This is a genomic window from Nonomuraea turkmeniaca, from assembly GCF_005889735.1.
Lineage (GTDB): Bacteria > Actinomycetota > Actinomycetes > Streptosporangiales > Streptosporangiaceae > Nonomuraea > Nonomuraea turkmeniaca.
Map to the genome: position 1 here is coordinate 12509 of NZ_VCKY01000028.1, position 12478 is coordinate 24986.

15 protein-coding genes are annotated in these 12478 nt (G+C 70.5%); 6 read left to right on the forward strand and 9 right to left on the reverse strand.

Features of this window, described 5'->3' with window-relative positions:
* Window positions 1-3: 3 nt before the first annotated feature.
* The 7 genes from ETD86_RS11070 to ETD86_RS56850 are packed head-to-tail and all read right to left on the reverse strand — an operon-like array spanning window position 4 to window position 6735.
* Window positions 4-1194, reverse strand: a complete 1191-nt coding sequence (locus ETD86_RS11070) for an ABC transporter permease (protein ID WP_138666041.1) — start codon at window positions 1192-1194, stop codon at window positions 4-6.
* On the reverse strand, window positions 1191-1856 hold the full coding sequence (locus ETD86_RS11075) for an ABC transporter ATP-binding protein (RefSeq protein ID WP_138666042.1): 666 nt from the start codon (window positions 1854-1856) through the stop codon (window positions 1191-1193). The genes ETD86_RS11070 and ETD86_RS11075 overlap by 4 nt, the downstream gene beginning before the upstream one ends.
* The gene (locus ETD86_RS11080) at window positions 1853-2953 is read right to left on the reverse strand and encodes an efflux RND transporter periplasmic adaptor subunit (protein ID WP_246147846.1); all 1101 of its coding nucleotides are present in this window, start codon (window positions 2951-2953) and stop codon (window positions 1853-1855) included. The genes ETD86_RS11075 and ETD86_RS11080 overlap by 4 nt, the downstream gene beginning before the upstream one ends.
* Window positions 2950-3468 (reverse strand): hypothetical protein, encoded by a 519-nt coding sequence (locus tag ETD86_RS11085; RefSeq protein ID WP_138666043.1) that lies wholly within the window; start codon window positions 3466-3468, stop codon window positions 2950-2952. Before ETD86_RS11085 ends, ETD86_RS11080 begins: the two co-directional genes overlap by 4 nt.
* The gene (locus ETD86_RS11090) at window positions 3465-4238 is read right to left on the reverse strand and encodes an ABC transporter permease (protein ID WP_138666044.1); all 774 of its coding nucleotides are present in this window, start codon (window positions 4236-4238) and stop codon (window positions 3465-3467) included. The genes ETD86_RS11085 and ETD86_RS11090 overlap by 4 nt, the downstream gene beginning before the upstream one ends.
* Entirely contained in the window at window positions 4235-5128 is an 894-nt protein-coding gene (locus ETD86_RS11095; RefSeq protein WP_138666045.1) for an ATP-binding cassette domain-containing protein, read from the reverse strand. The genes ETD86_RS11090 and ETD86_RS11095 overlap by 4 nt, the downstream gene beginning before the upstream one ends.
* Window positions 5125-6735 (reverse strand): MinD/ParA family ATP-binding protein, encoded by a 1611-nt coding sequence (locus tag ETD86_RS56850; protein ID WP_246147847.1) that lies wholly within the window; start codon window positions 6733-6735, stop codon window positions 5125-5127. The genes ETD86_RS11095 and ETD86_RS56850 overlap by 4 nt, the downstream gene beginning before the upstream one ends.
* Before the next feature lie 376 nt (window positions 6736-7111).
* On the opposite strand from ETD86_RS56850, the gene ETD86_RS11105 reads away from it, so the two are divergent.
* A complete protein-coding gene (locus tag ETD86_RS11105; protein WP_138666046.1) occupies window positions 7112-7552 on the forward strand; it encodes a hypothetical protein in 441 nt (146 codons plus the stop codon).
* Window positions 7553-7625: 73 nt separating this feature from the next.
* Here ETD86_RS11105 and ETD86_RS59060 read toward each other — a convergent pair whose 3' ends face one another.
* Together ETD86_RS59060 and ETD86_RS11115 are read right to left on the reverse strand one after the other, a co-directional pair.
* Window positions 7626-7754: a response regulator transcription factor gene (locus ETD86_RS59060; RefSeq protein WP_211369971.1), complete on the reverse strand. Its 129-nt coding sequence runs from the start codon at window positions 7752-7754 to the stop codon at window positions 7626-7628.
* A gap of 57 nt (window positions 7755-7811) precedes the next feature.
* Window positions 7812-8465: a GOLPH3/VPS74 family protein gene (locus ETD86_RS11115; RefSeq protein ID WP_170222996.1), complete on the reverse strand. Its 654-nt coding sequence runs from the start codon at window positions 8463-8465 to the stop codon at window positions 7812-7814.
* Window positions 8466-8691: 226 nt separating this feature from the next.
* On the opposite strand from ETD86_RS11115, the gene lxmK reads away from it, so the two are divergent.
* The 5 genes from lxmK (at window position 8692) to ETD86_RS11140 (ending at window position 12438) form a co-directional block, all read left to right on the forward strand.
* A complete protein-coding gene (gene lxmK, locus ETD86_RS11120; RefSeq protein WP_211369972.1) occupies window positions 8692-9843 on the forward strand; it encodes a class V lanthionine synthetase subunit LxmK in 1152 nt (383 codons plus the stop codon).
* On the forward strand, window positions 9840-10844 hold the full coding sequence (locus tag ETD86_RS11125) for a T3SS effector HopA1 family protein (protein WP_138666048.1): 1005 nt from the start codon (window positions 9840-9842) through the stop codon (window positions 10842-10844). The genes lxmK and ETD86_RS11125 overlap by 4 nt, the downstream gene beginning before the upstream one ends.
* Before the next feature lie 5 nt (window positions 10845-10849).
* On the forward strand, window positions 10850-11062 hold the full coding sequence (locus ETD86_RS11130) for a hypothetical protein (protein WP_138666049.1): 213 nt from the start codon (window positions 10850-10852) through the stop codon (window positions 11060-11062).
* Between the two features lie 46 nt (window positions 11063-11108).
* Window positions 11109-11330, forward strand: a complete 222-nt coding sequence (locus tag ETD86_RS11135; RefSeq protein ID WP_127931426.1) for an LxmA leader domain family RiPP — start codon at window positions 11109-11111, stop codon at window positions 11328-11330.
* 79 nt (window positions 11331-11409) lie between these two features.
* A complete protein-coding gene (locus tag ETD86_RS11140) occupies window positions 11410-12438 on the forward strand; it encodes a methyltransferase (RefSeq protein ID WP_138666050.1) in 1029 nt (342 codons plus the stop codon).
* The last annotated feature ends 40 nt before the right edge of the window (window positions 12439-12478 follow it).

Here is a 12478-nt window from a genome sequence, read left to right on the forward strand (position 1 = left end):
GCCTCACTGAGCGGTGAGGGCGACGGTCGGTGGGACCCGGGCCGCCCGGAGCGCCGGGTAGAGGCCGGCGAGCGCGCCGATCAGGATCGTCGTGCCCAGCGCTCCGCCGAGCGCCCACATGGGCACCACGGCCGGCAGCGAGTTGATCCGCGCGTAGACGAAGGTGGCCAGCGCACCGAGCAACACCCCGGCGCCCCCGCCGAAGGCGGACAGCAGCACGGCCTCGACCAGGAACTGGCTGCGCACCTGCCCCCTGGTGGCCCCGAACGACCTCCGCAGCCCGATCTCCCTGCGCCGCTCGAGGACGGCGACCACCATCGTGTTCGCCACGCCCACCGCGCCGACGAACAGCGCGACCGCGCCCAGGCCGAGCATCAACCCGGTGAACGCCCCCGCCGCCGCGGCCTTGGCCTTGAGCGCGTCGGACGGCCTGCTGACCTTGGCCTCGTTCGGCTTCTCCGGGCTCACCGTACGGGCCAGCATCGCGCGGACGCTCTCGACGGCCTCGTCCGCCGAACGCTCGTACACGGTGGTCGGGTGCCCGTCGTGGTTCAGGTAGTCCTTCGCGGCGGGGAAGCCGATCAGCGCGGACCGCTCGATCTCCTCCGCCAGCGGCATCCGGTCCAGGATGCCGATGACGGTGAACCACCTGTTGCCGATCCAGACCTGAATGTCGGGCGCGGTCAGGCCGAGCCGCTCGGCCGCCACCGCGCCCAGCACCACCACGGGCTGCCGTTCCGTGGCGGCGTTGAGCCACGTGCCGCTGCGGATCTTGCCGTCGACGGTGTCGAGCAGGTCGAGCGAGGTGGCCTGGACGGTGATGCCGAGGGAGACGCCGCTGGGGATGAGGTCGTTGCGCCGCACGGTGACGCCGGTCTCGCCGGTCTGGCTGGCGTTCGTGACGCCGTCGATCCGCCTGACCATGTCCGCGGCGGTCTTGGGCAGTTTGACCTGGTCGCCGAAGAGGCTGTCACCCGGCTGGACACGCAGCAGATTGGTGCCGAGCGCGTCGAGCTGGCGCAGCAGTTGCTCCTGGCTGGAGGCGGAGACGCCGACGACCGTGACCATGGTGGCGATGCCGATCGAGATGCCGAGAGCGGCGAGGATCGCGCGCATCGGCCTGGCCCGCAGCCCCGAGGTGCCGAGCCGGGCGAGATCCGTCGGCCGCAGCCGGGCCGGGCGCAGTGCCGTCATGTGACCTCTGATCTGACCAGACCGTCGCGGACCCGGATCCGGCGCGGGCAGGCCATCGCCACCTCGGAGTCGTGGGTGATGATCACGACGGTGATGCCCGCCGCGTTCAGCCTCCGGAACAACGACATGACCTCGGCGCCCGCCTCGGAGTCCAGGTTGCCCGTCGGCTCGTCGGCCAGCAGCAGCGGCGGCTCGCCGGCGACCGCCCGCGCGACGGCCACCCGCTGCATCTGCCCGCCGGACAGCTGGTGCGGCCGGTGGCCGAGACGGTGGCCCAGGCCGACCCGCTCGAGTGCCGCCGCCGCCTTCTCCCGCCGTTGCCTCCTCGACAGGCCGGAGTAGAGCAGGCCGTCGGCGACGTTGTCGAGCGCGGACGAGCCGGGGGCCAGGTGGAACTGCTGGAAGACGAACCCGATGTAGCGGGCGCGCAGCGCCGACAACTCGCTGTCCGACAGCCTGCTCACGTCATGGCCGGCCACGCGTACGGTCCCGGCGGTGGGCCGGTCGAGCGTGCCCGCGATCTGCAGCAGTGTCGACTTGCCCGACCCGGACGGGCCGACGATGGAGACCATCTCCCCGCCGCGGATGACCAGGTCCACCTCCCGGAGGGCCTGCACCTTGCCGTAGCTCTTGCTCACTCCGCGGATCTCCAGGATCTTCATCGGCCCGACACCGAGACCTGCATGTCCTCGGCGAGCCCGGCCCCGCTCACCTCGACCCGGCCGTTGCCGAAGGCGCCGGTCTTCACCGGGAGCCGCGTGGGCGGCTTGCCCGGCTCGACGACCTCCACGCCGTACCCGCCCTCGGGCAGCGCGAGCAGGGCCTCCACCGGGACGGTGAGGACGTTCTCGGCCCGCCGGCGTTCGAGCTCGACGGTCACCGGGGCCTCGTCCAGGGAGCCGAGCGACTTGGCCGAGACCTTGATCTCCACCTCCACCGTGGCGCCGCTCTCCTGGTTGTCCGACCGCTTGACGGCCTTGGCCACCTTCGCGATCCGGGCGATCTTGCCGGTGGCCTTCTGGCCGCCGGCGAGCTTGACGGTGACCTTCTTGCCGACCTTGGCGATGTCCTGCTTGTCGGCGTCGAGGTTGATGCGCACCAGCCGGTCGGTCGCGGTGACCTCGAGGACGGGGCGTTGCGGGGAGATCTGGTCGCCCACTTCGACGTTCGCCTCGCTCACGCGCACCTCCTCCGGCAGGAAGACGATGTCCGCGGGCGACACCTCGCCGTCGCGCTCCATTCCCTGGTCCTTCTGCCACTCGCGGACGGCCCGCCGGGTCGCGTCGGTGAAGCGGGTGTCGACCGTCATGCCCTTCTTGTAGCCGAGCGCACGCAGGTTGCGTTCGAGCTGCTCGACGTCCGGGCCGCGCTTGACGCCTTCCTTGAGCGTCCGGTACGCGGGCAGCTTGCCGAACAGCAGGATCCGCGGGTGGCGGTCGATGCGGTAGAGCGACTTGCCGCGCTTGATGACCCTGGCCTCGGCCGGGAGGCTGGTGATCGTGCCCCCGGAGCCGGCCTTGATCGTGCGGTGGTCCGCGTACGTGAGCGTCCCGTCGATGCTCTCCTTGTCGACGAGGTCACCACGGGTGATCGGCTTGGTCGCGGTGGAGACCGTGCGCGGCGTCGGCGTGCTGTCCGCCTGCGCGCGTGGTCCGGCGTCCAAGAAGGCGGCCGAGGCGTGAATGCCCCCGGCGGTGACCGCGCTGCCGACGGCCGCCGTGCCCAGCGCGACCAGGACCCCTTTGAGCCGGCCGTTCACGGCGCACCCCCTTGGCCCTGCAGCTGCTGCGCGCACTTCTCGGCGGCCGCCTGCAGCTTCGGATCATTGGGGTCGAGGTTCGGGTTCTCCTGGGGCGGGTCCGGCACGTCGAAGCCCTGCTCCCGCATGCACCTGGCGACCTGGATCAGCTGGTCGCGGACCTTCGGGTCGTCGAGCGGGTTGGGGATCTGCGACGCGTACTCCTGGCAGGCCTTCGTCGCCTTCTCGAGGGTGGCCTGGTCGCCTTCGTACTTCCAGGTCCTCTCCTCGGGGGAGCCGGGGTCGGGCACGTCGATGCCGTTCTGGCGCAGGCACTGCGTGACCTTGAGCATCGCGTCGTTCGGATCGCCCGACGGCGCCGCCGAGGCCTTCGCGGCGGCCACGGCCTTGGCCGTGGTGCCGGGGGTGCTCGCGATGGCGACGGCGATGGGGTGGCGCTCGTCGCGCTGGGCGCAGCCGGTGAGGGCCGTCAGGCCGAGGAACGCGACGGCGAGCGTGGCCAGGACCCTGGTCATGGCCGGCCGTCCCAGTCGAAGGTACGCCTGGTCAGCACGTTCACCACGACCGCAGCCACGAGCAGGCCGGCCACGGCGGGCCAGGTCTCGGACAGCCGTCCCAGGGAGGCATGGAAGATGAAGTCGTTGAGCTGGGCGAGCGGGTTGTAGTTCGTGATCTCGTAGAACCACGGCGCCACCCCCTTCCACCCCTCGCGCGGGACGCCCAGGCCGCTCCCGGCGAACAGCACCACGAAGCAGAGCGGCGCCGCCACCCGGGCGCCCGCGGCGGGCATGCGCAGGCCGCCGAGCAGCAGCCCGGTGCTGAACGCGCAGTAGGTGACGATCAGCGCCGCGCCCGTCAGGCTCAGCGGGTGCCACGAGCGCGGCGGCCCGTAGACGAGGAACGTCACCGCGGCGAACAACACCACCGAGGCGATGACCAGCACGCCGGCGGCCACCGCGTGGGCCACGACATAGGAGCCCGCACGCGCGGGTGTGCGGCGCAGCCGCCTCAACATCCCGCGGTCGCGCAGGTCCGCGACGTGGGTGGTCAACACCATGATCCCGACCGACGCGGCCACCGTCCCCGCCATCTCCGGCAACAACCGGTCGATGACCCGGACCCCCGGCATGGCGCCGAACTCCAGCGTCGGGAAGGAGAACCCGATGAACAACATCAGCAGCAGCAGCACCGCGAACGGCAGCACGACCGCGGACCCGAGCACCGCCGGCGAACGTACGAGCAGCATCAGCTCGATGCGCACCATCGCCCACAGGGTGCCGCTCATCGCCCGCTCTCCAGAGCCGCGGGTTCAGGAACGGCGGCCAGGGTGAGGTAGGCGTCCCTGAGCGTGGGCGGGCGGATCGACCAGATCCGGTCGCCGCTCATGGGCGACAGCTCCTGGATCGCCGACTCCAGCGCCGGCCGCGACCCGTACAGGTACGTCGAGCTGGCATAGGGCAGGACACGTACGTCACGCGGCCGGCCGACCTTCATGTGCGACGGCACCCGCAGCACGAAGACCGAGCCGAGCAGCCGGATCAGCCGCGACGGCGAGCCCTCCGCGAGGACCCGCCCCCGGCGCAGCAGCACCACCCGGTCGGCCAGCTTCTCGGCCTGGGCAAGATCGTCGAGCGTGACGCACACCCCGCCATAGCCGTCGCGCAACTCGACGATCGCCTGCTCGACACGCTGCCTGCTGCCCGGCTTGAGCCCGGTCGTCGGCTGATCCAGCAGGACGAGCTCAGGGTTGCCGGCCAGGGCCAGCGCGATCATGGCCCGCCGGCGCTGGCCCTCGGTGAGGGTCTTGAAGCGCTTGGGCAGCAGCGGCTCCAGATCCAGCAGGTCCACCAGTCGCGGGGGCAGGCCGCGGGTGCCGTACAGGCGGGAGAACAGGGAGATGCCCTCGGCCACCTTCATCCGATCGGGCAGGCTCTCGTCACGCAGGCTCACGGCCAGGCCAGGAGGGAGCGGATCGCCGGGGCCGACCGTGCGACCGAGGATCTCGACGCTGCCCGAGTCGGGCTCCGCGCCGCCGGCCAGGCACTCGATCAGCGTGGTCTTGCCGCTGCCCGGCGGGCCCACCACGCAGACGATCTCGCCGCGCTCCACCGTGAACGACACCTCCTCCAGCGCCTGCGCCTTGCTGAGGTCGGTGACGTCGAGCACCGGCGTCATGCGCCCGCCCGCTGGCTGAAGCGGTCGGCGATGGTGGCGCCCACCTCCAGGTACGTGTCCCGGGTCGCGGTGCGCAGCAGGTCGAGGTCGACTTCCGAGCCCTGCTCCAGGTGCGGGTCGAACGGGATGCCGATCACGGCGCGGCAGCGCTGGGCGAAGTGGCCCTTGAGCTCTTCGAGGTTGACCGGGTTCCTGCGGGTGTTCTTGACCGCGGACAGGACCACGACGGCGTCCTTGGCCAGCTTCTGATGGCCGTGCGCCTGCAGCCAGTCGAGCGTGGCGGACGCCGACCGCGCGCCGTCCACCGTGACCGGGCTGACCAGGACGATCTGGTCGGCCATGGCCAGGATCGCGCCCATGGCCGAGTGCAGCATGCCGGTGCCGCAGTCGGTGATCGAGATGGAGTAGAACTGCTCCAGGATCTGGGCGACGGCACGGTAGTCGTCGGCGTTGAAGGCCTCGGAGATCGCCGGGTCGCGGTCGGAGGCGAGCACCTCCAGCCGTGAGGGCGCCTGGGAGGTGTAGGAACGTACGTCGGCGTAGCGCCAGATGCCGCCCCGGTCGTTGAGCAGGTGGCGGACGGTGGCGGGTGACTCCAGCCGGAGCTTCTCCGACAGCGTGCCGCGGTCGGGGTTGGCGTCGACCGCGATGACGCGGTCGCCCCGCTGGTGGGCGAGCGTGGAGCCGAGCCCGATGGTGGTCGTGGTCTTGCCCACGCCGCCCTTGAGGCTCATGACGGCGATCCTGAAGTGACCCGAGGCGACCGGCCGCCTGATGCGCTCGACCAGCTCTTGACGGCGGCGCTCGGCCTTGGAGTCCTGGGGGCGGATGAGGCCGCCGCTCAGCGTGTACACGGCCTTGCGCCAGCCACCCGAGGGCGGCCTCCTGCGGGTGCGCAGCAACCGCTCGGGACGCAGGCTCTCGGACGACATCCCCGCAGGCTCCGGCCCCGGCGCGGCCTCCGCCGGCTGCTGGTCCGGCGAGGGCGCCGGCTCCCACGAGGACTGTTCCTGCGGGAATGGCGGTGCGGCCGTCGGCTCCCAGGAGCGCTGCTCCTGCGCGTGAGCCGCTGACGCTCCCGTCTCCCAGGAGGGCTGCTCCTGGGAGAGAGGTGGCGACGCCGCCTGATGCGGCTGCTCCGACTGCGGGAGCAGGGAGACGTGCGGTGGCCGGCCAGGCGGCGGGAAGACCCGCCGAGGCTGCGCGGCCTCGGGCGGCTTGGGCACGCTCGCCTTGGAGACACGAGGCGCGGCCTCGGGCGGCTTGGGCACGCCCGCCTCAGGGACGCCTGGAACGCTCGCCTCAGGGACTCCCGGAACACCCGCCCGGGGGAGACCCGGTTCGGGCTCGCCGCTCCGCCGTCCGGCCAGTTCGTTGTCGGGAGGGCCCTCGGCGTCGGGGGGAGGGTCGCCGGGGGTCGGCCAGGCGACCGGGCCGGCGGTGTTCCACCTCTCGAAGTGCCCTTGAGCCGGGGGCTCCGAGCCGGTCCGGTCCTGCTGCCGCCACAACCCGGCGGGCGGTGGCGGCGGCGGCTTGTCGACGGCCGGCGCCCCCGTCGACCTGTTGGGCGGCGGGAACCGTATGGTACGCGTCAGATCCGGATCCACGAGTGATTCCCCATTTACCCCGCCCTTGTGCTGCTGCTCGTCCGCGTTCCCCTGAGACTGTTCATCCGGCCCGCCGTGCATGTCTCACCCGTCCGCACTCCGTGCGTATCTACCGCTCCGCAGGACATTCCACGAATAACAACGATCGCACGCACTTGTCAAGGTTGACCATCAAAAATCAAGATTTAGTCGACTTTGTGACCCAAGGGGCAAATGTCCGTTTTGTCCAAACCGGGTCGTGGTTTGAGTAATACCCTTAGCGGGGAGTGCAGAATTCACCGCCGGACTACTTTGAAATTGTTCTGAGACTATTTGCCCCTGGAGAGTTACTCGGCGGCTCGCTTACGCTTTCGTCCGACCCAGAGAGGAAAGGCCAATGGCTCACAACAACGAGTTAACCCCGGGGATGCCGGGCACGGTCAGAGTCGTCCAGGTTTTCATGTGGATCAGTGTGGTGCTCGGCATCATCTTGCTGGCGGTCGGGGCGCTGAGCCTGGTCGCCGTCAGCGCGCTGTCGGCCGACCCCGAGATCGCCGCCGCCTCCGCGACCCTGCCCCCGATGGCAGTGATGTGGGTGCTGATGCTGATCTCGGCCGTCCTGGTCGTGGTCCAGCTGGTCCTGGTGATCAGGATCCCCCGGCGGCAGGCCGCCACGCGTACGGCCGTCATCTGGCTGTTCGTCGTCTCCGCCGCCGTCAACGTCGTCACCGCCGTCCTGACCACGGACTACGCGTCCAACGGGTTCTCCCTGGTCCTGTCGGCGGTGCTCATCGGGCTGCTCCTGACCGACGGCGCCAAGCGGTACTTCGTGAACTGACCGCCCGCGCGACGGGCTTCGCTGAGGCCCTCCGCCGCCGTCACGGTGGTGGAGGGCCTCGGTCATGCCCGCGTCACAACCAGCCGAGCCGCTGCGCGTTGCGGACGGCCTCCAGGCTGCCGGCGGCGTTGAGCTTGGACATCGCGCTCGACAGGTGGCCGCGGACGATGGCTTCGGTGAGGTGGAGCGCGGTCGCGGACACGCGTACGGCTGACGCCGGACTATGCAGGAATCCGGCGTCAGCCGTACAGAACAGATACTATGACCCGCCCGCGGCCAGTATGGTCACGCTGTCGCCAGAGTCATCGGCCTTCGTCGTCGTCTTGTCCACGTAGGCCTTGACGGCCTGCCCGGCCCAGTCGTCCTGGACCAGCTGTTCGACCCGCTTGCCGGTGCTGAACAGGCGCCGGAGCACGCCGCTCCGATGCGCCAGGGCGAGCAGCGTGACGGTCCTGGCGTCGGGCTTCTGGCCGCGGATCACCTTGTCCAGCCGCTCCCTGAGCGCACGCGGCAGCGCCGGGTCGTCGTAGCCGTACCGCTCGACCGGGATCAGCCCCAGAACCCGGGACCGATCGGCCTTGAACGCACCCCGTTCCGACAGTCGCCGCAGGTAATGCCGGTGTTTGCGGACGGGATTGATCATGATCAGCCAGCGGGCGGCCGGCAGCGCCTTGCCCACCTTGACCATCCGGGCGAGCACGGCGTCCAGCTCGGCGTCACCGACGGGCCGCTTGTCCACGACCGCCAGGTCCTTGCCCCGTACCTCCACCTTCCCGAGCGCGGCCAGCTCGGCCAGCTCGGCGGCGGTGAGGCTGATGTTCAGCACATTGTTGGGGATCAGCTGCTTGCCGTCGGTCTCCCGATGGGCGAGCAACATGAGCTCTTCCGCGAACGTCAGCTGTTCCGTGGCCATACCGCGAGTCTGACTCCGGACCGGCGGCCGGCCGTAGACCCTGATGTCATCAGCGGGATGTGACATCTGTCACGTGGCGCCTGCCGCGTGCGGGGCGAGCGGGTCACCGGCTCTCCGGATCCGCATAAGCGCAGGTCGGGCCATGGAAGCTGCGAGGAAGCGGGGAGGAAGTGGCGCTTGTTAGCTTTGCCCCCAAGCACCTTGAAGCTGCTCGGACGGGGGAGCGATGACGGCGCTGAAAGACGGGGAGACAGACACGGCCAAGGGCTGGATGGCCCCGATCGATCTTGATCGGGTGCCTGAGGTCGAGGCGTTTCTCGACCGGCTCGGCTACGGCCGTTTCGATCGGGCGACTCTGGTGGCGCCCATCGGTCGCAACGAAGTGTGGGCGGGCCTGACCGGCAGCGGCAGGAAGGTCTTCGTCAAACGTCTCATCGGGGGAGACGAGGCGAAGCCACGGCTGCGGCGCATGCTCGCCTTCGAGCGTTTCAAGGCGGCCCGGCCGGTCCTGGCTGACCAGGTCAGGACCCCCGCCTTCCTGGGCGCCGACGAGGACGCCGGGCTCGTGGCCTTCGACTTCATGGACGAGGCCAGGAACGGCGCCGAAGCCATGATCGAGGAATCGTTCGGCGACGAGCTCGCCAGGCAGGTGGGCGAGGCGATCGGCCACCTGCACAATGCGGGGCCGCGGGCCGGCGAAGGGCTGGACGACGGCGCCTTCCCGCTGCCCGACCTGCAGCTGCTGCGCGGGCTGCCGTTCGAGATGTGGCACAACCTGAGCTACGGCGAGATGGAGAGCTGGAGCATCCTGCACGGCGACCCCGAGCTCATGCGCGGCATCCTCGCGCTGTGCGAGTGGGAGAGCCGGTCGGCCAAGGTGCCGGTCCACGGCGACTTCCGGGTCGACCAGCTCCTGCTGCCGGAGGACGGCGGATTCCAGATCACCGACTGGGAGGACTTCCGACTGGGAGATCCGGCCCGCGACGTCGGCGCGTTCGCCGGCGAATGGTTGTTCCGCTCCATCCTGGACATCGTCAGCGCGCGGGGCGACGAGGTCGTCTTCGAGGCGGCCGAGTTCACGCACGAGATGGTGCTCCAGCGGGGGGCGGAGAAGATCGAGCGGCTCCGGCCGCGCATCCACGGCTTCTGGCAGGGCTACCGGGCCGTCAGGCCGGGACTCGACGACGAGTTCGCGGCGCGTGCCACGGCGTTCGCCGGCTGGCACATGATGGACCGCCTGCTGGCCTCGGGAGCGCGCTCGGCCAAACTCTCCGGCATCCAGCGCGCGGCCGCCGGCATCGGCCGCACCGCGCTGCTCGCGCCCGCCCGCTTCACGATCGCCCTGGGTTTTGTCCTTGGGTTGGAGGAGGATGAATGAGCGTCGCTGACCTGGCCGCGCCGGGCGGGATCGCCCCGGTGCTGGACGCGGTGACCGTCGACCTCGACGGGCTGCGCGCGAGCGTCGCCGGCGTCACGGTCGAGGCCGGCAGCACCGCCGAACTGGCGGTGAAACTCGCCCAGGCGCTCTACGAGGGGCTCCACACCGGGCGGCGTTCGGAAGAGGGCAAGAACCTGCCGTTCCACCTGCGGGACAAGGAGTTCGAGCAGGCCCTCGCGGAGAACGTCCCGCACGAGACGACGGTGTCGGAGGCGGTGGTCGCCGACGCGGGGGAGGACGAGAAGGTCCTGGTCGTGTGCGGGGGCCCGCGGGTCTGGGTGCCACGCGACAGGATCCTGGAGCAGCCGCCGTTCACGCCGGGGCAGCGAGTGAACGTCACGCTGTCGCCGCTGCGGCCGGCGCTCTCACCGGGCTTCTTCTTCGTGCACGGCTCGGCGCCGAGCGACATGCGCGGCGACATCCTGCGCGTGTACGTCCACCTGGCCGACCCGGAGCGGGCCCCGGCCGTCTGGCGCCTGGTCCTGGCCCACCTGGAGGAGCAGGAGGCCGAGTACCGCGCGAAGGTGCTGTCCTCCACGCTGCTCTACCCGCGGCGCGACGGGCTCGTGGTCTACCTGGGCACCCGCTCCCGCGGCCTCGCCGCCGGTCTCGCGACCCTCCTGGCGGGGGTCCCCGGCGTGGGGACGGAGACGTCCGCGTTCGCGCACGCCCTGGGCCCCGGAGTGGCGACCGCATGGGAGCCCGACGACCGCCGGCCGGTCATGAGAGGCATGAGCTTCGGCCAGCACCGAGCAGGTGTGCTCGGGCAGGCGCTCGTGGAGGCGGCCGCGGGCGGGACGCCGGCCTCAGAGCTGGTCGTCGCCCGGTTCGCAGAAGCCAACATCGACCCGTGCGACCTCGCACGGAATCGGACGTCGCCCCTGGCGATGACGGAGGGCGGTTGCACGTGCCCCCCGGTACTTGATTCGGGAAGGAGGTGAACAGCATGACGAAGAGCACGGCCATCATGGAGCTGGTCGCGGGCTACGACACGTACGCCCAGCCCGGCGAGCTGCAGGTCTCCGCGATCTCCGACGCCCCCGAGCTGTGGTTCACGATTTGGGCCATCAGCTATGGCGTGCGCGTGAGTTCCGCCAAGTGCGCCATTTGGGCTTCGGCCGCGTCCGGCGCCGTTTCCGGCTGGATCCTGAACCGTTAAGGAGCGGGACCCGGTTTTCCTCACGATGAAAACGGAGGGAGGAAAAATGCACGATGTCGTGCGGCCGTCGAAGACGGCGGCGATTATGGAACTCACGGCGGGCTATGACGCTTATGCCGATGCTTCCGAGTTCAGTTTGCCGGCCGAATCCGAGGCTCCCGCCGCCACGCCGGTGACGATTCTCGTCCTCGGCGGATTCGCCACCAGTTACGTGGTCAGCGGAATCGCCCGCAAGGCGTGGGACAGAACCTTCATCTTCGGTTGCTGAAAAGCCGGATGTAAGGGTGGGCAGGCGATATATGCAGGGCGCCTGCCCACACCCGGCGCGTCATGCCTCAAGGACATTCATGCGAGATTCGAACGCCGACGACCTGACCGCGATGGCGGACCTGCTCACGCCGCTCGCCATCCGGGTCGCGGCCACGCTCCGCCTGGCGGACCACATGGCCGCGGGGGCGACGACGGGGACGGGCCTCGCCAAGGAGGCCGGCGCCCATCCCGCGACGCTGAAGAAGCTGCTGCGCTACCTCGTCTCCCGCGGGATCTTCCGGTGGAGCGAGGAACGCGGCTACGAGGTGACCGACCTCGGCGCCCCGCTGCTGGACGACGCGCCCGGCAGCGTACGAAGGAAGCTGAGCATGGACGGGCTGCTGGGCCTGGCCGAGCTGGGCCTGGTGGGGTTGCTGCACACCGTGCGCACGGGGGAGGCCGGCTACAAGGCGGCCTTCGGCAGGGACTTCTGGCAGGACGTGAGCGACGTGCCCGACGACGCCAATGTGCTGGCCGAGGAGGTGGCGAGCGGCCTGGCCGGAGACGGGCAGCTGATCGTGCACGCCTACGACTGGCTGGGCGTGCGCCGGGTCATGGACGTCGGGGGCGGCAACGGGACGTTGCTCATCGAGCTCGCCCGCACCCATCCCCACCTGCACGGCGCGGTGCTCGACCTGCCCGGCATGGCGCGGGCCGCGGCGCAGCGCATCGACCAGGCCGGCCTGGCCGACCGGTGCGAGGCGATCGAAGGCAGCTTCCTCGATCCGATCCCGCCGGGGTTCGACGTCTACCTCTTGTCGGCGATCCTGTGCGACTGGCCGGACGACGACGCCGTCAAGATCCTGCGCCGGTGCGGGGAGGCGGCCGGTGCGGACGGCCGCGTGCTCGTGGCCGACATGAACCTCATCTACGACGACGACGGGGACGCCGCCCGGATGAACCTTCTCCTGACCGGCACGGTCCCGGTGCCCGTACGCACGCTCAAGCAGCTCAAACGGCTCGGCACGGCGGCGGGCCTCGAGCTCTCGTGGGAGGGCCCGACGACGCGGAGGCGGACGCTCCTGGAGTTCCGCGCTGATCTATCCGGGCTGATCTATCCGCGCTGACCTATCCGGGCTGATCTATCCGCGCTGATTCATCCGGGCT